The 16,503-nt window shown below is 68.4% G+C and carries 43 protein-coding genes; 6 read left to right on the top strand and 37 right to left on the bottom strand.

The genetic code is table 11. The features are described from left to right. Positions 1–102: 102 nt before the first annotated feature. Positions 103–573, bottom strand: coding sequence for a hypothetical protein (locus HUT12_RS23365; RefSeq protein ID WP_176094751.1), 471 nt, complete (start codon positions 571–573; stop codon positions 103–105). 258 nt (positions 574–831) lie between these two features. On the opposite strand from HUT12_RS23365, the gene HUT12_RS23370 reads away from it, so the two are divergent. After that, positions 832–1,644, top strand: a complete 813-nt coding sequence (locus HUT12_RS23370) for a hypothetical protein (RefSeq protein ID WP_176094752.1) — start codon at positions 832–834, stop codon at positions 1,642–1,644. 92 nt (positions 1,645–1,736) lie between these two features. Here HUT12_RS23370 and HUT12_RS23375 read toward each other — a convergent pair whose 3' ends face one another. The 22 genes from HUT12_RS23375 to HUT12_RS23480 form a co-directional block, all read right to left on the bottom strand. Then, positions 1,737–1,982, bottom strand: a complete 246-nt coding sequence (locus tag HUT12_RS23375; RefSeq protein ID WP_176094753.1) for a hypothetical protein — start codon at positions 1,980–1,982, stop codon at positions 1,737–1,739. Further along, on the bottom strand, positions 1,979–2,215 hold the full coding sequence (locus tag HUT12_RS23380) for a hypothetical protein (protein ID WP_176094754.1): 237 nt from the start codon (positions 2,213–2,215) through the stop codon (positions 1,979–1,981). The genes HUT12_RS23375 and HUT12_RS23380 overlap by 4 nt, the downstream gene beginning before the upstream one ends. Beyond that, positions 2,212–2,502, bottom strand: a complete 291-nt coding sequence (locus HUT12_RS23385; RefSeq protein ID WP_176094755.1) for a hypothetical protein — start codon at positions 2,500–2,502, stop codon at positions 2,212–2,214. Before HUT12_RS23385 ends, HUT12_RS23380 begins: the two co-directional genes overlap by 4 nt. Further along, positions 2,499–2,759, bottom strand: coding sequence for a hypothetical protein (locus HUT12_RS23390; protein WP_176094756.1), 261 nt, complete (start codon positions 2,757–2,759; stop codon positions 2,499–2,501). The genes HUT12_RS23385 and HUT12_RS23390 overlap by 4 nt, the downstream gene beginning before the upstream one ends. Then, positions 2,759–3,136: a hypothetical protein gene (locus HUT12_RS23395; RefSeq protein WP_176094757.1), complete on the bottom strand. Its 378-nt coding sequence runs from the start codon at positions 3,134–3,136 to the stop codon at positions 2,759–2,761. Before HUT12_RS23395 ends, HUT12_RS23390 begins: the two co-directional genes overlap by 1 nt. Next, the gene (locus tag HUT12_RS23400) at positions 3,133–3,306 is read right to left on the bottom strand and encodes a hypothetical protein (RefSeq protein WP_176094758.1); all 174 of its coding nucleotides are present in this window, start codon (positions 3,304–3,306) and stop codon (positions 3,133–3,135) included. Before HUT12_RS23400 ends, HUT12_RS23395 begins: the two co-directional genes overlap by 4 nt. Before the next feature lie 127 nt (positions 3,307–3,433). Continuing rightward, positions 3,434–3,631 (bottom strand): hypothetical protein, encoded by a 198-nt coding sequence (locus tag HUT12_RS23405; RefSeq protein ID WP_176094759.1) that lies wholly within the window; start codon positions 3,629–3,631, stop codon positions 3,434–3,436. Then, entirely contained in the window at positions 3,631–3,867 is a 237-nt protein-coding gene (locus tag HUT12_RS23410; RefSeq protein WP_176094760.1) for a hypothetical protein, read from the bottom strand. Before HUT12_RS23410 ends, HUT12_RS23405 begins: the two co-directional genes overlap by 1 nt. 1 nt (position 3,868) lies before the next feature. Further along, positions 3,869–4,531 (bottom strand): hypothetical protein, encoded by a 663-nt coding sequence (locus HUT12_RS23415; protein WP_176094761.1) that lies wholly within the window; start codon positions 4,529–4,531, stop codon positions 3,869–3,871. A 26-nt stretch (positions 4,532–4,557) separates the two neighbouring features. Continuing rightward, positions 4,558–4,743: a hypothetical protein gene (locus tag HUT12_RS23420; RefSeq protein ID WP_176094762.1), complete on the bottom strand. Its 186-nt coding sequence runs from the start codon at positions 4,741–4,743 to the stop codon at positions 4,558–4,560. A gap of 1 nt (position 4,744) precedes the next feature. Continuing rightward, positions 4,745–5,095, bottom strand: a complete 351-nt coding sequence (locus HUT12_RS23425) for a hypothetical protein (protein ID WP_176094763.1) — start codon at positions 5,093–5,095, stop codon at positions 4,745–4,747. After that, positions 5,088–5,474, bottom strand: a complete 387-nt coding sequence (locus HUT12_RS23430) for a hypothetical protein (protein ID WP_176094764.1) — start codon at positions 5,472–5,474, stop codon at positions 5,088–5,090. Before HUT12_RS23430 ends, HUT12_RS23425 begins: the two co-directional genes overlap by 8 nt. A gap of 13 nt (positions 5,475–5,487) precedes the next feature. Further along, a complete protein-coding gene (locus tag HUT12_RS23435; RefSeq protein WP_176094765.1) occupies positions 5,488–5,763 on the bottom strand; it encodes a hypothetical protein in 276 nt (91 codons plus the stop codon). Next, the gene (locus HUT12_RS23440; RefSeq protein ID WP_176094766.1) at positions 5,756–6,124 is read right to left on the bottom strand and encodes a hypothetical protein; all 369 of its coding nucleotides are present in this window, start codon (positions 6,122–6,124) and stop codon (positions 5,756–5,758) included. Before HUT12_RS23440 ends, HUT12_RS23435 begins: the two co-directional genes overlap by 8 nt. Before the next feature lie 6 nt (positions 6,125–6,130). Beyond that, positions 6,131–6,337 (bottom strand): hypothetical protein, encoded by a 207-nt coding sequence (locus tag HUT12_RS23445; RefSeq protein ID WP_176094767.1) that lies wholly within the window; start codon positions 6,335–6,337, stop codon positions 6,131–6,133. A 1-nt stretch (position 6,338) separates the two neighbouring features. Next, on the bottom strand, positions 6,339–6,728 hold the full coding sequence (locus HUT12_RS23450) for a hypothetical protein (RefSeq protein ID WP_176094768.1): 390 nt from the start codon (positions 6,726–6,728) through the stop codon (positions 6,339–6,341). 95 nt (positions 6,729–6,823) lie between these two features. Further along, positions 6,824–7,108 carry a hypothetical protein gene (locus tag HUT12_RS23455; protein WP_176094769.1) on the bottom strand — a complete coding sequence of 95 codons (285 nt, stop codon included), beginning with the start codon at positions 7,106–7,108 and terminating at the stop codon, positions 6,824–6,826. A gap of 20 nt (positions 7,109–7,128) precedes the next feature. Continuing rightward, positions 7,129–7,536 carry a hypothetical protein gene (locus HUT12_RS23460; protein ID WP_176094770.1) on the bottom strand — a complete coding sequence of 136 codons (408 nt, stop codon included), beginning with the start codon at positions 7,534–7,536 and terminating at the stop codon, positions 7,129–7,131. 21 nt (positions 7,537–7,557) lie between these two features. Further along, a complete protein-coding gene (locus HUT12_RS23465; protein WP_176094771.1) occupies positions 7,558–7,791 on the bottom strand; it encodes a hypothetical protein in 234 nt (77 codons plus the stop codon). 11 nt (positions 7,792–7,802) lie between these two features. After that, positions 7,803–8,129, bottom strand: a complete 327-nt coding sequence (locus tag HUT12_RS23470; protein ID WP_176094772.1) for a hypothetical protein — start codon at positions 8,127–8,129, stop codon at positions 7,803–7,805. Continuing rightward, positions 8,126–8,587, bottom strand: a complete 462-nt coding sequence (locus tag HUT12_RS23475) for a hypothetical protein (RefSeq protein WP_176094773.1) — start codon at positions 8,585–8,587, stop codon at positions 8,126–8,128. Before HUT12_RS23475 ends, HUT12_RS23470 begins: the two co-directional genes overlap by 4 nt. Before the next feature lie 112 nt (positions 8,588–8,699). Continuing rightward, positions 8,700–8,945 carry a hypothetical protein gene (locus HUT12_RS23480; RefSeq protein WP_176094774.1) on the bottom strand — a complete coding sequence of 82 codons (246 nt, stop codon included), beginning with the start codon at positions 8,943–8,945 and terminating at the stop codon, positions 8,700–8,702. 101 nt (positions 8,946–9,046) lie between these two features. Between HUT12_RS23480 and HUT12_RS23485 the strand changes: the two genes are divergently transcribed. Next, positions 9,047–9,301 (top strand): hypothetical protein, encoded by a 255-nt coding sequence (locus HUT12_RS23485; protein WP_176094775.1) that lies wholly within the window; start codon positions 9,047–9,049, stop codon positions 9,299–9,301. A 77-nt stretch (positions 9,302–9,378) separates the two neighbouring features. Here the strand turns inward: HUT12_RS23485 and HUT12_RS23490 are convergent, their stop codons facing one another. The 14 genes from HUT12_RS23490 to HUT12_RS23550 form a co-directional block, all read right to left on the bottom strand. Further along, complete coding sequence (locus HUT12_RS23490) at positions 9,379–9,543, bottom strand: hypothetical protein (protein WP_176094776.1); 165 nt, start codon at positions 9,541–9,543, stop codon at positions 9,379–9,381. Next, the gene (locus tag HUT12_RS23495) at positions 9,540–9,710 is read right to left on the bottom strand and encodes a hypothetical protein (RefSeq protein ID WP_176094777.1); all 171 of its coding nucleotides are present in this window, start codon (positions 9,708–9,710) and stop codon (positions 9,540–9,542) included. Before HUT12_RS23495 ends, HUT12_RS23490 begins: the two co-directional genes overlap by 4 nt. 283 nt (positions 9,711–9,993) lie before the next feature. Further along, entirely contained in the window at positions 9,994–10,245 is a 252-nt protein-coding gene (locus tag HUT12_RS23500; RefSeq protein ID WP_176094778.1) for a hypothetical protein, read from the bottom strand. Next, a complete protein-coding gene (locus HUT12_RS23505; RefSeq protein WP_176094779.1) occupies positions 10,242–10,526 on the bottom strand; it encodes a hypothetical protein in 285 nt (94 codons plus the stop codon). Before HUT12_RS23505 ends, HUT12_RS23500 begins: the two co-directional genes overlap by 4 nt. Before the next feature lie 87 nt (positions 10,527–10,613). After that, entirely contained in the window at positions 10,614–10,748 is a 135-nt protein-coding gene (locus tag HUT12_RS33245) for a hypothetical protein (RefSeq protein ID WP_303393499.1), read from the bottom strand. 20 nt (positions 10,749–10,768) lie between these two features. Continuing rightward, on the bottom strand, positions 10,769–10,984 hold the full coding sequence (locus tag HUT12_RS23510; protein ID WP_176094780.1) for a hypothetical protein: 216 nt from the start codon (positions 10,982–10,984) through the stop codon (positions 10,769–10,771). Beyond that, positions 10,981–11,145: a hypothetical protein gene (locus tag HUT12_RS23515; protein ID WP_176094781.1), complete on the bottom strand. Its 165-nt coding sequence runs from the start codon at positions 11,143–11,145 to the stop codon at positions 10,981–10,983. Before HUT12_RS23515 ends, HUT12_RS23510 begins: the two co-directional genes overlap by 4 nt. A gap of 204 nt (positions 11,146–11,349) precedes the next feature. Then, positions 11,350–11,505 (bottom strand): hypothetical protein, encoded by a 156-nt coding sequence (locus HUT12_RS23520; RefSeq protein ID WP_176094782.1) that lies wholly within the window; start codon positions 11,503–11,505, stop codon positions 11,350–11,352. Further along, positions 11,502–11,642, bottom strand: coding sequence for a hypothetical protein (locus HUT12_RS23525; protein WP_176094783.1), 141 nt, complete (start codon positions 11,640–11,642; stop codon positions 11,502–11,504). The genes HUT12_RS23520 and HUT12_RS23525 overlap by 4 nt, the downstream gene beginning before the upstream one ends. Next, positions 11,639–11,950 carry a hypothetical protein gene (locus HUT12_RS23530; protein ID WP_176094784.1) on the bottom strand — a complete coding sequence of 104 codons (312 nt, stop codon included), beginning with the start codon at positions 11,948–11,950 and terminating at the stop codon, positions 11,639–11,641. Before HUT12_RS23530 ends, HUT12_RS23525 begins: the two co-directional genes overlap by 4 nt. Next, a complete protein-coding gene (locus HUT12_RS23535; protein ID WP_176094785.1) occupies positions 11,950–12,171 on the bottom strand; it encodes a hypothetical protein in 222 nt (73 codons plus the stop codon). The genes HUT12_RS23530 and HUT12_RS23535 overlap by 1 nt, the downstream gene beginning before the upstream one ends. After that, the gene (locus HUT12_RS23540; RefSeq protein WP_176094786.1) at positions 12,171–12,494 is read right to left on the bottom strand and encodes a hypothetical protein; all 324 of its coding nucleotides are present in this window, start codon (positions 12,492–12,494) and stop codon (positions 12,171–12,173) included. Before HUT12_RS23540 ends, HUT12_RS23535 begins: the two co-directional genes overlap by 1 nt. 1 nt (position 12,495) lies before the next feature. Further along, a complete protein-coding gene (locus HUT12_RS23545; protein ID WP_176094787.1) occupies positions 12,496–12,780 on the bottom strand; it encodes a hypothetical protein in 285 nt (94 codons plus the stop codon). Beyond that, a complete protein-coding gene (locus HUT12_RS23550) occupies positions 12,777–13,286 on the bottom strand; it encodes a hypothetical protein (RefSeq protein ID WP_176094788.1) in 510 nt (169 codons plus the stop codon). The genes HUT12_RS23545 and HUT12_RS23550 overlap by 4 nt, the downstream gene beginning before the upstream one ends. A 191-nt stretch (positions 13,287–13,477) precedes the next feature. Here HUT12_RS23550 and HUT12_RS23555 point away from each other — a divergent pair, with 191 nt between their 5' ends. From HUT12_RS23555 to HUT12_RS23570, 4 genes are all read left to right on the top strand, one after another. Then, positions 13,478–13,801: a helix-turn-helix domain-containing protein gene (locus HUT12_RS23555; RefSeq protein ID WP_303393500.1), complete on the top strand. Its 324-nt coding sequence runs from the start codon at positions 13,478–13,480 to the stop codon at positions 13,799–13,801. Next, positions 13,788–14,240, top strand: a complete 453-nt coding sequence (locus HUT12_RS23560) for a GIY-YIG nuclease family protein (protein WP_176094789.1) — start codon at positions 13,788–13,790, stop codon at positions 14,238–14,240. Before HUT12_RS23555 ends, HUT12_RS23560 begins: the two co-directional genes overlap by 14 nt. A 117-nt stretch (positions 14,241–14,357) precedes the next feature. Then, positions 14,358–15,263, top strand: a complete 906-nt coding sequence (locus HUT12_RS23565; RefSeq protein ID WP_176094349.1) for an IS5 family transposase — start codon at positions 14,358–14,360, stop codon at positions 15,261–15,263. A 146-nt stretch (positions 15,264–15,409) separates the two neighbouring features. After that, the gene (locus HUT12_RS23570; RefSeq protein ID WP_176094349.1) at positions 15,410–16,315 is read left to right on the top strand and encodes an IS5 family transposase; all 906 of its coding nucleotides are present in this window, start codon (positions 15,410–15,412) and stop codon (positions 16,313–16,315) included. Positions 16,316–16,503: the final 188 nt, after the last annotated feature.

Consider the following 16,503-nt stretch of genomic DNA (forward strand, 5'->3'; position numbering starts at 1 on the left):
CGTTGCCGGTTGAGACGGGACTCGACCGGCCCAGGATGCGACGAAGCCCCGGCCGGTGATCCGGTCCGGGGCTTCGTCGTTCGCCACCGATGCTCTGGCGCCTCAGCTAGAGAACCCCTGAATCCACGTCCACGGACGGGCAATCAGCAGCCATGAAACCACCAGCGCCTCGTACCCGAGGGTGGTGAGGGCGAACAACAGCAGAGTCAGCCAGCCGTAGCCGGCAGTGATTGGCGGCAGCAACGCGAAGGTCAGCGACAGCGCGAGGGCGACGGCAGCAAGGGCACGCCATCGGTTCACCGGCCAGGTGCGGACTGTGGCGACTGCGACTGTGGCCGCGAGGATCGATATGGCGAGGCCGACCAGTGATCCGCCGAATGCGGCATGGTGGTTGACGTTCACCGAGTAGGTGTCGGTATGCATGAACAACATGGCGATCGTCAGGATGACCACCGCGAAGCTGCTGATGACTAAGAAGTTGTCGTTCCCTCTGGCGACTGCTACCCAGCGCGAAAGCTGTGCCGTTAAGGGCTGGCCGCTACCTGGGGCGCCCGGGTGGAGTTCGTCTGACATGCGGGGAGCATGACAGAGCGGAGTGGTTGAGCAACAGGCCGCTACTCGGCTACGGCGATGAGCTGGGGCGGCGGAGGCATCGGCCCCGGTCAGCATGATCCGGACAGCGGGTAGGATAGGAGCACAAATACAGAACGGCCCCGGCAGGTGCTGGTAACACCTTTGCGCCGGGGCCTGATCGCCTAGCAGGAGGCGACCCATGCTTAGGGTAGAAGTCTACCTTGCCCGCACATCTGTGCGACCGACTGGTGATGCGCGATGAGCGCCACCGCTAAGCCACGAACCTTCACGATGCTCCCCGACGAGCTGTTCGACCTCGTTGCGGACGGCAAGATCTCCAAGAACGCCGCATGGCTGTACGCGGCCCTGCTGCGGCACCATAACCGCAAGCGCCGCGACGACAACGTGTGGCCGTCCCGGACGAGCCTCGCCCGCGCCTGCGGGTTGAAGAAGCCCGAGTCGGTCGACGGCTACATGGACGAGTTGAAGAAACACGGCCTGGTGGAGGTGTCGGAGCGGCGGATCGCCGGGATGAAGGCCAGCAACCGGTACACGCTCACTCTGATCGCCGAAGGCAACCCTGGCCCGGCGCCGAAGCCAGCGGATGTGGACGTTTCCGCAGGTCAGCCCGATACCCCGAAATCGGGGCAGCGTTACCCCCAAATGGGGGGCCACGATACCCCGGCACGGGGGTATGAACTAGACGAAGGTGAACTACACCAAGGGGAACAACACCAACCTTCTCTCTCCGGCCACACGCCGACTGTTGCTGCTTCGTCGGTGAAAAATCCTCAACCCCGTGAGAGAGAGACCGGTTTCTCCGATCAAAAGTTTCCGTCGTCAGAGCACCGGATCCTCGCCAAGTACGGCTGGCAGGGACAGAACGCCGACGCGATCATCAGCAGGCTCCGCGACGAGCACGACATCTACGGGGTCGGCTGGTACGTCACCGCCGACAAGAACGGCACCTTGCCGGATCGCATTCAGGAGTTGGTGGATGAGCGGTTGGCTGAACTGCCGGACTGGACGGGGCCACGGCCGGAGAACGGCAGGTGGCCTACGTCGGTGTAGGGGCACGCCGGTTGGGGTCGCTACCGTCCGCCTGAGCGGGCAAACGCTGAGGGCCGCCCACCAGCACGGTCGGGCGGCCCACTGCGGCGTGGTCAGTTGTCGAGCAGTACTGCCCACGCGGCGGCCTTCAACCCGGCGAAGCGCGGGTCACAGCCGGTCGGGTCGGCGTCTTCGTGTGCTCTGGGGTTGTTGCAGTCGTGGCGGTCGGCGTCTAGCCGCGCCATGCCTGCCGAGTAGTAGGGGCTGCCGATGCGCCGGCAGGTGCGGCAGGCGTACGCCCACACGTCACCGCCGTCTGGGTCGACGACGACGGTGGTGGCGTGCTGGGGGCTGCTCACGGCTTCTCCTCCATCCTCAGCGGCTTGCAGTCTTCGGTGATGGCGGAGCCGTAGATGTTGGCGCCGCAGCGCAGGACGGCTCGGCCGCAGGCGGTGCACGTGTACCGCTCGGTGCCGGTGGTGTCGTCCCGTACGGTGTGGCCGCGCGCTTCGGCGAGCCGGATCGGTTCGCGTGCCCAGGTCGCATCGTCGGCCAGCCAGGCGGGGCGGTCGGTTGTGGTCGGGCTGTTCACAGCGTCTCCTTGGCCTGCTCGGAGGTGATCGTGTACACGGGCGGTCGGCCTACTCCCCCGTCAGCCCACACGACCAGCCGCCACGGCTGCCCGTCGTCGGGTGCGTGTTGGGCGAGTACCTGCCGGGCGAACGCCTCGGGGGTGTAGTCGCTGCGGTCGGCGCCGCGCGGATCCTGCGGCTGGCCGGAGTACGCCTGGTGGGACCAGATGCCGTGGTTCAGGCGCTGGATCTCCCAGTGGTAGTGAGTGGTGGTGTAGCTGGTGGTGTCGCCGGTCGGGTTGGTCATGGCGCCTCCTTCGGTTTGGGGCGGACGGTGCGGGTCTCCACCAGATGCGGCCGGTAGGTGGTGATCGTGTTCGACTTCGCCCGGCCCAGCAGGTCGGCGATCCGCTGCCACGTCGTCGACATCTGCCGCAGTTCCGCGACCAGGGCAACCTCCTTGGCGAACACGTCGTCGCGCTGCCGGTCGAGATCCTGCCGCCGCCGGTAGGTGTCGGCGAGGTCGGCGAGCAGGTCGGCCTCGGTGGGCGGCTTGTCGGTCACTAGGGCCTCTCAGTGAACTGGTCGGCGGGTGCCATCCACGGACCGATGATCTGGGTGCCGTCGACCAGCATCCGCACCTCACGGAACACGGCGGCAGCGCGAAACACGCCGGTCTCCCCCGCCTTGCTGCCGCGCGCTTCGTGGGCGTTGGTGTGGGCGGCGTGCTTGCGTGCGTCTTCCTCGTCCATCTCTTCGAGGTAGCGGGTTTCGCCGTCTCCGTAGGTGACTGCTTCCGCCCATTCGGTGCGGGCGGGTTCGGGGATGAAGGCGTGGTTGTAGGTGAGGATCCGCTGTGCCGCGTCGCGGGTGTTCGGGTCGGCGCTGTTGCGTGCGTGCAGGGCGAGGGTGAGAACGTCGTCGTGGAAGGCCACGGTCACGCCTCCTCGTCTTTGTCGGCGGGGTCCCAGCCTTCGGCGCCGCAGCGGCGGCAGGTCCAGCCGACACCGTCTTCGCCTTCGTAGTGCACGTCTTCGTCGTGCTCGGGGTAGCCGTTGATGCAGATTTCGTCGTCTTCGGTGGTGGGCACGTCGGGGTTGGTGTCGTTCATGGGTGCCTCACTCTCATCTCAGGTATCTACATGATACCACGGTATGCATGTCAGTCCAACCCTGTTCCTGCCCACCCATGACAAAGGCCCGCCACCACCACGGCGACGGGCCCCACCACCACACCAGCTACGGCACAATCCGCTTCCGGAAATCCGTCTTCGGGTCATACCGGCCCTCCAAGTAGTCGATGAACCGGTTCGCGTGGCCGACCCGCGAACCCACCGTCGACTCCGTGTACGGGCCGGTGCGGTGGTCCTGCTCGTACTGTTCGGCGAGCTTCCGCAGCTTCTTGATCAGGTCGGCGGGCAGTTTCGGGGCGGGCATCAGGGGTGCTCCTTCCGGTCGGGAAACAGACGCACAGCCGCACGCCACAACAACACCACCACCCCACCCAGGACGGCGGTAGAGGCGGCCGAGAAGGCGGCGGCAGTCAGCAGACCAGCTTCGCCCGTCGCAGCCCACAACACCAGACCGGCCGCGATCCCCAGCCCGAACAGGCCGCCGATCACGAATATGACGCGCAGGCCGTCGGGGTCGAAGCTGCGCAGGTAGTTGCGCATGTCAGTTCGCCCCTTCGTCGGCGATGGCGGCCAGCAGTTCGTCGGCGCGAACCTGCCACAGCTTCACATCCTCGTCCGGCACCGTCCCGTAGTCCCACGCCTTCTCCCGGTCCTCCCGGTGGGCGGGGCCGAGGGTGTTCGCCCACAACCATCGAGCAGCCCTCTCCCGGCCGTCACGCGGCCCGCCATCGAACACCACCACCCGCTCATCGCACACGCCGTCGTCGTTCCATGCACTGATGATCAGCTTGTCGTCGCGGGCCGGACCGTCACCCGGCAACCCGCCGGTAATGTCGATGCGGGTCATGTGCCTGCGCCGCTTGAGCGGGTCGCCGGAGATGCTTTCGGCGGCGTGATACCGCTTCCACGCTTCTGCCTCGGTGCGGTTGCCGTCGGAGGCGTAGGCGGAGAGGCTAAACCCGGACATGAGGCCGGGCCGCAAGTTCACCCCGAGGTGGTGGCTGTCGTCGCGGATGCTCTCGTGAATGCCGCCGCTGCGGGCTTCGGTGTCCAGGGTGAGGCCGGTGGTCACCTCCGGCGGCTGGTCCACGTACGTGTACCGCTGGGTGACGGTCATGCGCCGTCCGTGGCCGAGCAGGTTGCGTACCCGCGCGACGAGGTGCGGCATGGTGTCGAGGGCGGCCATGCAGGTGACGTCGCGCATGGCGAGGATCCGGGTCGGGCTGGCGGTCACCGGTCCACCTCCGTTCTCTTCTCCCGCAGGTCGCGTAGAGCCTCCCGCGTGTCGTCCACACCGAACGTCTCGACGGCGGCCAGGAGCTGCGCCGCGAGACTGCCGGACTGGGCGTCGTCGTGGCCTGGGTCGGCGCCGTCGGGCCGCCGGCCGGGGCCGTTGTTGTTGGTGAAAGCGCGCATGTCAGTGGTCCTCTCGGTCGGTGATGGCGGCGAGCGCGGCGTCAGCTTTGGCCAGCCAGTCGGCCCTGTTGACGTGCTGGTCGCCGCCGTGGTCCCAGTGCGGTTGGGCGTTGGGGTCGCCGCTGGTAGTGAGGTACAGGTGCCGGGCCAGGCGCTCCCGGGCGCTCGGAGAAGCTGCGGCAGCCAGCAGATCCAGCTCGCGGGCAACCTGGCCGAGCGCGTCAACGTGCGGCTTCTCCTCGTCAATGCACAGGCCGCAGTCGCCCTCGCGGCGGTACCTGCGCCTGTCGCGCTCGTTGCGGACGAGCCTGGCGGCGTCGGCGAGCGCGATAGCGCGAATCTGGTCAGCCATGGTTGGCCTCTTCGGGTGTGAACGTCGGGCCGCCGATGCCCTCCCACGACAGGACACCCACCCGCCGGGCTTCACCGCCCCGCTCGACGACAGCGACCGGACACACGAAGCCGGTGAGGGGCATCACCAGCGCCATCGGCTCGTCCAGGAACCCGGCCGCCCGCAGCAGCTCGACGTCTTTCCCGTCGTGTTGCAGCACGCCGTTCTGCGCGGTGGTCATGGTGGGGAAGCCTCGCTGCCGCAGTGTGCCGATGGCGAAGTTGCGGGCCGTCGCGGAGACGATCCAGAGGCCGTGGGTGTGGGCGGCATCCAGGCCGAGCACGTCGCGGATCTGCTGGCTGATGCGGCCATTCGGGAGGGAGAGCGTGTAGGTGTTCACGATGGCGGTTCCTTCACTGTCCAGGCTGGGTGGTGTTCAACTTCGCCAGCGCTCGGGCGCACGCCTTACATTCCGGAAGATCCGCGATCTGACGTGGCGGCTTGCCGCGCCGGTACCGCTGGTCTTCGCGGGTCACCCACTCCTGGTCGTACACGTCGGTGGGCTGTCCGCCGGGGCGGCAGAGTGCGGTGCCGCGCCGTCCGGCTCCGACGGCCGGGGCGAGGTTGAGGCTGTAGTGGCGGCGGGTTACGTAGTAGTTGGCGGCCGGCTCGGTGGGCTGCTCAGCCACGGTCGTCTCCCAGCCCTCGCAACGCCACCTGCCGCACATCCCCCACGAACGCCTGCACCCTGCCCGAGTCGCGCGGGGTGTCGAACTGGCGCACCATGCCCAGCAGATTCCGTAGCGCGGACTCGGCACGCTCAGCCCGCTGGTAGACGGTTCCGGTCGGGTTCGTGGACAGCGGAATGTAGTTGAGGATGACGATCTCTGACTCCATGAGCTGACTGTTCGCGGCGACCGTCCGGCGGAACTCCTGCACGGTCTCGTACGTGTCTGCCGGCTGGGCGCTGCGGATGTCGATGGATCCGAAGCCGCGAGAGTGCGCGTAGGAGACGAAGTAGCGGTAGGGCATGTCGGCTGCACTGGGCATGGCGGGTTACCACCCCTTCCGTTTGCTGGTGCCGGTGGGTACGCGGGTGAGCATGCCGCCGCGTGCGAGCAGCCCGTCAATCTCGGCGTCGGTCATCGTGTCGCCCTGGTCGTTGGTCCACAGGCCGGTGGTCTGCTTGGTCCACACGGTCCAGAACGTCTCGACCACGGCTCCGGCGGGCAGATCCTTCGCGGTCTTCGGCTGGAAGGCCATGTCACCTGATCCCTTCGGAGTCGAGCACCCGCTGCGCGGTCTTCGGCCCGAACGGGCACGACTCGGGGTCGACGCCCTCACAGTTGCGGCAGGCGTGCCCGGCACGGGCGTGCTCCCACTGCCAGCGAGTCAGCGTCTCGGACGCTCCCGCCTCGCGCAGGCCATGCCGCAACGACATGTGCGACACCGACCCGTGCGACGCTGGCTCGCCGCGTGCCGCCGACCGCATCCGCTCCACCTGATTCTCGGCGGCCTCACGGCGGCTCTTGGGGAAGGTGGCGTAGCCGAGGTGGGCGGCGGTGACGGCGGCTTCGTAGGCGAGGACTGCCCGGAGTCGATGGATTTCGTCGAGGGCAGCGGAGTAGTGGGCCAGGTCGACGTGCTCGGTCATCGCGGGCTCCTTCGGGTCGCGGGTCGGGTGGGTGGTGGTGCCTCCGGCCGCAGTCGATGCGGCGCCCTCACGGCACGATGCGGAGGCTGGACGGGTCAGACGGGCGTGAACTCCAACAGCGGGGCAACCCACTCGGGCGGCATGTCGCTGGCGACCGAGCCGATCCAGTACTCCGCGTTGTGGCGAGCCGCCCCGGCAGTGCCGTCCTTCTTGGCGCTGTAGCCGGCGATCTTGACGTGGCTGGCGGTCCCGTTGTCGAAGGTAATCGTCACCTCGTCGGGGATGATTCGGACGCTTGTGTACCGCTTGTCGATCGGTTCGGCTCCGGTCACGCCGTAGGTTCGGATAACGGTCACATCGGTGGGGGTGAGCGTGGGCATGGCGGGCTCCTGTCTGCTGGTCAGCGGTTGGACAGTGCGGCGATCTGGCGCAGCTTCGCCTCCACCTCATCGGACGCCAAACCCACCACCACCCCACCCCGACCGGCGTCGTCCGGGTCGTCCGACAGCACCTCGAACCGGAACGGCCGGTGCGGGTCGTTGATGACCGATGCGGTGTGTCCGTTGGGGAACTCGTACAGCCACCCGGTGTCGGTCGTCTTGCGGTGACGGTCGAGGCTGCCGCTGTTGTGCTGCTCGATCGCCCAGTCGACGGCGTCCAGGGCTTCCTTGAGTCCACTTCCGGTGGCGGCGCGGACGTCCCGGACGGCGACGATGCGGGGCATGCTGTGGCCGGTGGGGAAAGGCTTCCCGTCCGCTGCGTTGGCGATGACTCGGAGTGCGGCGGCGCGAAGGTCGATGGCGACCATTGGTGTCTCCTCTGCTGCTGGTCAGATGCTGATGTTGGCGGTCACGAGAAGATCGGCGGCAATCGCGTACGTGATCGCATTCCGCTCGAAGCCGTGCCGGTAGCGCAAGAACCGGTACAGGGCAATCCGGTCCGGGTAGTCCAAGCGCGCCAGGTAGGCGGTTTCGAGCCGGTCCCGCATGAGCACCATCGGTCGAATGCCTTCGGCGAGGATTTCGATGCAGTCGCCGTGGTCGATGACAGTCGGCTCACTCATCGGTGCCTCCTCTACTGCTGGGTGAGTGTGGGGCTGGCAGTGACTTCCCGATCCGACGGAACATGTGTGCACGGGTCTTTGCAGACACGCCCGCAGCGGCGGCACTCCGGTAGCACATCAACCCCCGCTACCAGGTCGTAGACAACCTTGCCGCGCATGCCAGTAATCGTGTCGGACAAGAGTTCGGCGGCGGCCCTGCGGGCACTGTTGACCGCATACCAGAGGCCACGCGGACCGCTGAACACCTGCCCGCGTTTCCGGCCGTCGGCTTCCGTCCACCGGGCGGTCCACAAGTCGCGGTTGCCGCCGAGGGAGTCAGGCCAGTCGGTGCCGGTCACGACTGCCCACCCGTGGTGCCGTGACGGTCTTCGGCGGCGTCGGCAAGCGTGGTCAGCGTGTCGTGGTCGACGTGCGTGTCGGCGGCAGCAACCCGCAGCAGGTCGGCACCGGTGAGAGGGCCGGGCTTCGAGGCGATGTGGGAGATGAGCGCGTCGAGGGCTTTCACGTCCGCGACGGTGCGGCCGGTCGCCTTGAGGGTGTCGAGCCACAGGCCGCGCAGGTTGCGGGCGTACACGGCTCGGGTGTGGTCTCGGCCCCGCTCGTGAAGGGTGACGAGGACGGCGTTGCCGGTGGGGTCCGGGTGCCACGACGTGAGGTAGAACGGGCCGCATCGGCGGCGCACGATTCGGTAGGGGCCGGGGTCGACGATGGTGGCGCGGGTGGGGTGCCTGATGCGCCAGTAGGGGCCTTCGGCGTAGTACACGTCGGCGCCGGGCTGGATGTCGACCTTACGCATCGGGGGGCTCCTTTGGGTTGTCTGGTGGTGTGCGGGTTGGTCGCCGGTCCGGGCTGCGACACCCGGTGCGCTGCGGCCTCCACTGGCCGACCGGCGGGCCGAACTGGCGGGTTTAGCGGCGAGGCGCCAGAGCGGCGTACTTCTTGAACGCACGGACGACCAGGCCGCCGTTGTCGTTGTACGAGATTCGGACCAGGCGGCGTCGATCCCACCGCTTGAGCAGGTCGCGGGAGAAGGGTGTGTGGTCGTCGAGGGCGTCGATGCCGCCCTCGTGAAGCACCCGGTATGCCTCCGCTTCGGTGTCGCGGGCGAAGATGGGTTCAGTGGTCGGATTCCCGGCGGCGGCGATGCCCTGCATGTCGACTCCTCAACACGGCGTTGCGCTACGGCGTGGCGTTTCTGTGTCCAGACTACCCGACAGGCTGGCATCACGCAACGCCGTTGCGCTACGCTGTTTGCATGACCGATGACGTGCGCGCCGAACTCGACGCCGTAGCAGCAGCCCGCCGCAGACTGGACAAGCAGGCTGCGCTGCTAGACGAACGCGAGCACGCCGCCATCCAAGCCGCATGGCGCGACAAGGTCACCCCCACCGAAATCGCCATGCGCGTCGGACGATCCACCGCCCACGTCCGCAAGCTGCGACCCGACGACGTACCGCCAGCCCGCATGGGCGGTATGGCGCAGGTGAAGCGGCAGAGCGAGCAGCCCTAGCCGGGCTGCCGACACAGGTTCGAGTTGCACGGCGCGGCGGGGGCGACCATCGGCCACCCCCGCCTTCGGTGCCCCGCTCACTTGGCGTCCGGCTTCTGCCCAGCATCCTGCTGGCTGCCGTGTCCGTGGTGGGTGGTCCAGGTGCGGTCGCCCGCGTTGTAGCTGGACGGCTTGCGGGATGCTCCGGCGGCCATCGCCCCGAACACGGCAGCAGCCTTCCGGTTCGCGTCGGCGGCGCTCACCGGATCGGCCTCGCGTCCGTCTGCTTGCGGGCGGCCTTCACCGCCGGATGTTGGGTGAGTTGACTGCGCAGCCGCTCGGCTTCGGCGGCATCACTGCGGGATCCGGTGACGGCGGCGGTCTGCCTTGCCTGCTGCCATTTGCTGTGGTCGTCTGCGAAACTGGCCATGGCTGGCCTCCTTCGGGTGGTCGGCCACCCCGCCCGGTTGCTGCCGGTGCGCGGGGTGATCTCCGTGACTGGGGATCGGGGCGGGACGTGGCCGGCTTGTCGAGGGCGTGGCCACGTCCCGCCGGCTCACTTGCGGCGGGTGCTGCCGTTCAACGTCTGGTCGACGGCGGTGGTGCGCTTCGCCATGTGCGTCTCCTCGGGGTGGGGTTGGTCGTCGCGGCTGCGGTGACCCCGCGCGGGCCCGGAAGGGTGGTCCGGGCCCGGCAGGCTCACATCGCAGACGTCACCGGGCCGGCTGCGGCGCAGGCTGCGCGGCCAGCTCGGCACGCCACTGCCGAAAGTTGCGCAGATACACCCAGCCGTACGCGGCACAGGAGGCGATGAACCCCCACTGGCGGGTGGAGATTGCGTAGGCGAGCCACAGGGTTTGGGCGCCGATGCCGACAGCCCACCCCCACGGGGATTTACGGCCGGCGAGGTAGAGGCCGAACACGCCGACGGCGGTGAGCAGCCACGACCACAGTTGCGGGTTCACCGGTCGACACCGACTGCGAACACCTCATGCCATGCGTTGCGGCTCGACTGGCTGCGGATCTCGCCTGTGTCGCTGTACCGGTAGGTGTCGACCATGGCGGCGGTGCGGGCGAGGTTGGCGTGCAGGTGGGCTCGCATCAGCCACCGGTCCCGCTGGGCGTCGGTCGGGTTGTAGGTGCCGTTACCGCCGGGCAGCAGGTGGTCCTTCTGGTCGGCGAGGGCGGCGAGGCGTAGGGCTTCGCAGACGTGTTCGGGGCCGGTCATCGGCTTCGGATCGGTCATGGTTCCTCCGGGCTGTTGGTCCGTTGTGGTCCCTCCACCCGCCACGAGCGCGTAACGGTCGTGGCGGGCAGGCACCCAACGGGCGGGTCAGCGGATCGGCTTCCACTCGTCCGGGTCGGGCACGTCAACCTGCGAGATGTGCACACCGGCCGCGTACTCGGATGCCGGGGGCAGGTTCTCGCGGCAGTCGACGCACCACGGCTCGCCCGGTTCGGCGGCCATAACCTTGCAGGCGCCGCACATCAGCGGCCGTCCGGCGGGCACAGCTCGGCGAGACGCGTCTCGCCCGCCACCGTCAGCCGGTAGCCGCACCGAGTGCCGCTGTCGGGCGTGATCAGTCCATCCCGGTACGCCTGCTCGATCGGTCCGGCTGCGTCGGCGGCGTACGGGCCAGCCGGGACGTCGTGTTCTCCGGCGAGAAGTACGGCCAGGTCGGCGATGTCGCGTGCCGGGTTCATCGGCCGTAGCCCAACGAGGCGTTGATGGCGGCCCGGCGGCTGTTGGCGCGGCCCGGACGGACCCGGACGGTCTGCCGCTCCCCGTCAGCGCCACGGATGGCGCGGGTGGGGCGGATCTCGGTCGAGCTGTAGCCGATGGTCACGGAGGCGTTGGTGAACATGAGACTTCTCCCCTGGTGAGGGTGGTGCACGGCTGGTTTGGGTGGTGCTTCGTGGGCGGCCCCGACACGACTCGGGGTGCGGGGCCGCCCGGTGCTGCTACTTGCTGGGCTTGGGCTGCGGCTTCGCCGGCTTGTCCAGGTCGGCGCGGATCTTGTCCCACTCGCGCAGGTTCTTGCGGTCGTTGATGCCGGTGACCTGGCCCATCACGGCACCGTCGGCAGCAGCATCGTGTCGGTGGCCCAGTGGAACGCCTCGCCGGCAGCCCACGGATCCTGCGGCGCCGGGAAGGCGGGCAGTGGCCGGGTGACGCCCGATCGGTGAACGCCGTGGAGGCCGAGGATCCGGCGGATGGCGCTCACCGGACAGTCCAGGCGCGGCGCGGCCGGTACGGGCTGTTGATCGGCGCGTCCGTCCGGGTGGCCTGCCCGAGAATCCGGGCCGGACCCGTGGTGGCGTTGGGGACGCTGTGGACCGGGCGGGGCTGCGGCGTGTTCACTGCGCCACCACCCCGACCTGCCCGTCCCGCACCTCAAACGCGTGCCGCGACCGGTAGACGTCCGGGTTGGCGTGGCGGCGCATGTGCTCACCGATCGACGTCAGGCGCAGCACCCAGCCACCGGCACGACGCCGGTGCGACTCCATCAGCCACGACTGGTGGAGCATCTGCCGCAGGGTGGCGATGTAGTCGGGGTACTCGTTCGGGTTCACGTCGGTGTCGCTGGTGACGGTGAACGCCCCGCCGGGCAGCAGCACCACCTGGCCGTTGTCGACGTCGGCCAGGATGCGGCCGGTCAAGTCCGTCATCACGACACCACCAGCCGGTCGACGTGGCTGTAGCCGGACCCCGACGCGTCCCGACGCAGCACCTCGGCGGCGGTGTGCGTCGAGTCGTGCAGCATGTCCCGCGCGATCTCCACGGCGTCACCGTCGCTGTCGGCGGTCAGGTCGTGGACTTCGGTGCGGGTGCTGCCGGTATACAGGTCGATGGCGTAGGTGTGGGCGGGGGTTCGGCTGAGGCGCCCCATCACGCACCCCGCCGGGACTTGTTGATGCGGTCGGCGACCTGCTGCGCCAGCAGCAACGCTCGCGCCAGATCGGCCGTGGAGGCGTAGGTGCCCTCCACCCCGGTCACGTCGATCACGGCCAAACCTTCGATCAGGTTGCCGTCCGGGCCCTGCTGCACCCGCTGCGTGACCTGCACCTTCCAGGTGGCGGCGTCGTACCAGTCGCCGCCCGCCCAGATCCGGGAGTAGTGATCGACCACACCCGGGTCGGGGGTGACGCAGTTGGTGCACCAGTCGGGGTCGGGCGGAAGGAAGAACGCGGCGGTCGTCGTCGGTGCGGTCATGTCAGCGCACCCCCTCAACCTGGTCGGCGAACAGTTCGGCCGCCGTCAGCAGGGCCCGCAGCGTGTCCAGGTGCCGGGTGAGGGGCTGGCCCTCGTCGGCGGACAGGTGCACGGCCGTCCGCCCGTACAGGTGGCTGGCGTCGTCGCGGGTGGTGTCGGTGCGCTGCACCCACACCTTCACTCCGGCGATAGAGCCGATGAGGTGCCGGTGGATGATGTCGGTGTGGTTGCTGCTGGTGCAGTGGATGGGCTGGCACCAGGCGAGGTGCGCGGTGAGGACGCTCATCGGGTCACCTGCCGGCGGGCGTCCCGGTCGGCGGCCATTCCGGCGGCGTGCGCGTCGCGCAGCTCCCGGAAGTTACGGGGCCGGTTCGGGTGGCGCAGCGAATCCACCAGCTCGGCGACAGCAGCGGTGTCGGCCGGCGACTCCAGCCGGTCAAGCACCCGGTTCAGGTGCTCGATCCGGTTGCGGGACGGCGTGTCGTGACGCTGCTGAACCCGGAACAGATCCAGGCGCAGCGCCTCGTCCAGGGTCCAACGGATGTCCTCGGGGCTGAGGCCCTGCTCACCACCCTCCCGGATGACGCGGTGAACGAGGTTGGCGGTGTCCACGTCGGCGATGACGAAGGACAGTTCGTCGTATCGGTGGGGGCTTCCGGCGGCGCGAACGCCGATGGAGAAGCCTCCGTCTACGGGCAGGTTGAGGATGACCTCGTAGTTGCCGTAGATGCGTCGCTGGGCCTCGCCGGGTTCCGTGACCGGACTGGGGTGCGCAGAAGTAGTCTGCTGCATGGTTCGACTCCTGGTTGCGTCAGGTTTGTCGGGCTAGGTGCTCGGAGCGTTGGCGCGCTCCGTGTCACTGGCGGCCTCCCGGGGCGACGTTGGCGCGTCGCTTCTGGGGGGCCGTTCTCCGTTGTGCTGGGATCAGTCTTGCACAGCTTGGCAAGTTTGACAAGTTAGGGAGGACTGATCATAATGAGAACATGACAGTTGCCGCCCCTGATCGATCGCCACCGGTCACCACCCTGAGAACCCTGAACGCCTCGGTAGCCTTGGACGATTCGAAAACGTTCCAAGGAGAAGCCATGGGCAAGGACGAACTGACCCCCACTGAGGTTGCCCGCGAACTGCGGGTATCCCCCTCTACCGTCCGCCGATGGGAAGAGACCGGCATCCTCAAGCCGAGTCGCCGCCTGCCCGGTAGCGGACATCGCCGATACAGCAGGTCATCCGTTGACGCACTCAAGCGCGATCTTGCCGCCGCCGGCCAGTACGACCCCGAAGAGTCGTCCGGTGACGATAGCTAGCCCGATCCGGGGGCCACGCCGTATCACCGACAGGGGCGCGGTTCGCTACTTCGCCCCCGACGCGTCGACCTACGTCTACCGGTTCTTCCGCGAGGATGGCCGGCTGCTCTACGTGGGCGTTGCCTTCGATCCCGAGGACCGCTGGCGCGCGCATCGCCACAAGAATTGGTGGGCGCAGGTCGCGGACAGCAGGCTCGACCTCTTCCCGTCCCGCCGCTTGGCGCTGCAAGAGGAAGCGCGCGCCATCGCCGAAGAGAACCCGATCCACAACCACCGCCCACCAGCGCGCCAGATGGGGCATCGGGAGTTCGCCCGGCTCACCGTCTCCGCTGGCGGCCGGGTCATCGCGCTTGACCCACGGGGCGTCGAGATCAGTCGCACCACGGCGACCCCTGACGGCTTGGCCCGACTAGATGCCGCACTAGGCCGTGTTTCATAGCTGCGGTTGGCCAGTCAGCCCCGGCCAGGGAGATCTCGGCGTGTCGGTGATCGATACGTAGTGAGGTCTCCGGTAGATGGTTCATCGACCAAGACAGACCATCAGCACGGAGACCTCGTGGCCACCATACCGGTGACGAGGCGGTTCGACCTGACTGACGTGCAGTGGGCGGCGTTGGAACCGCTGCTGCCGAGGGGTAAGAAGCCAGGGCGACCGCTGAAGTGGAGTAAACGGCAGCTCATCGATGGGATCCGGTGGAGGGTCCGGGTGGGCTCGCCCTGGCGGGATGTTCCGGAGTGTTACGGGCCCTGGCAGACGGTCTACGGGCTGTTCCGCCGTTGGCAGCGTGCCGGGGTGTGGCAGCGGTTCGTCACCGGGTTGCAGACCCGCGCCGACGCCGCCGGTCTGATCACCTGGGACGTCAGCGTTGACTCGACGATCGCTCGGGCGCATCAGCACGCCGCCGGCGCCCGCACCCGACCCGAGCTGCAGAAGGAACCACCCGGCGGGGTCGAGGACGAGCCGGCTGATCACGCTCTGGGTCGGTCACGAGGTGGCTGGACCACCAAACTGCACCTGGCCTGCGAGCAGGGCCGCAAGCCGCTGTCGATGTTGCTGACCGGCGGGCAGCGCGGTGACAGTCCGCAGTTCACCCGGGTCCTGGCCCGCATCCGGGTCCCCCGGCCCGACGGCGGCCGACCCCGCACTCGACCCGACCGGGTCCTCGCGGACAAGGCATACAGCTCCCGCGCCAACCGGGAGCACCTACGCCGACGTGGCATCCCGGCCACGATCCCGATCAAGATCGATCAGGCCGCAAGCCGGCGCAGAAAGGGGTCCAAGGGCGGCCGACCGCCGACCTTCGACGCCCACATCTACCAGCAACGTCACGCCGTGGAGTGCGGCATCAACCAGCTCAAACGCCATCGAGCCATGGCCACCAGGTTCGACAAGCTCGCCGTGCGCTACCAGGCCACGGTCCACGTCGCCGCGATCAACGAGTGGCTCCGACCCGAGCTATGAAACACGGCCTACTAGGCCGTGTTTCATAGCTGCGGTTGGCCAGTCAGCCCCGGCCAGGGAGATCTCGGCGTGTCGGTGATCGATACGTAGTGAGGTCTCCGGTAGATGGTTCATCGACCAAGACAGACCATCAGCACGGAGACCTCGTGGCCACCATACCGGTGACGAGGCGGTTCGACCTGACTGACGTGCAGTGGGCGGCGTTGGAACCGCTGCTGCCGAGGGGTAAGAAGCCAGGGCGACCGCTGAAGTGGAGTAAACGGCAGCTCATCGATGGGATCCGGTGGAGGGTCCGGGTGGGCTCGCCCTGGCGGGATGTTCCGGAGTGTTACGGGCCCTGGCAGACGGTCTACGGGCTGTTCCGCCGTTGGCAGCGTGCCGGGGTGTGGCAGCGGTTCGTCACCGGGTTGCAGACCCGCGCCGACGCCGCCGGTCTGATCACCTGGGACGTCAGCGTTGACTCGACGATCGCTCGGGCGCATCAGCACGCCGCCGGCGCCCGCACCCGACCCGAGCTGCAGAAGGAACCACCCGGCGGGGTCGAGGACGAGCCGGCTGATCACGCTCTGGGTCGGTCACGAGGTGGCTGGACCACCAAACTGCACCTGGCCTGCGAGCAGGGCCGCAAGCCGCTGTCGATGTTGCTGACCGGCGGGCAGCGCGGTGACAGTCCGCAGTTCACCCGGGTCCTGGCCCGCATCCGGGTCCCCCGGCCCGACGGCGGCCGACCCCGCACTCGACCCGACCGGGTCCTCGCGGACAAGGCATACAGCTCCCGCGCCAACCGGGAGCACCTACGCCGACGTGGCATCCCGGCCACGATCCCGATCAAGATCGATCAGGCCGCAAGCCGGCGCAGAAAGGGGTCCAAGGGCGGCCGACCGCCGACCTTCGACGCCCACATCTACCAGCAACGTCACGCCGTGGAGTGCGGCATCAACCAGCTCAAACGCCATCGAGCCATGGCCACCAGGTTCGACAAGCTCGCCGTGCGCTACCAGGCCACGGTCCACGTCGCCGCGATCAACGAGTGGCTCCGACCCGAGCTATGAAACACGGCCTAGCCGAGAAGTGCCACAACTGGCAGCCGGGTGCACTTGCCGCCCCCCAGACCGGCGCCGGCCCGCTCTACGCCCGGCATCAGGTCGAAGCGTTCAACCGAGGCTGGGAGCGCCGCACAGGGCGCGCACCCGGCAGCGAATAGCAAGACGGCCCCAACCCGGTGTCCTACCACCGAGCC

Origin of the sequence: Verrucosispora sp. NA02020 (assembly GCF_013364215.1) — a bacterium.
In the GTDB taxonomy this organism is placed as follows: Bacteria; Actinomycetota; Actinomycetes; order Mycobacteriales; family Micromonosporaceae; genus Micromonospora.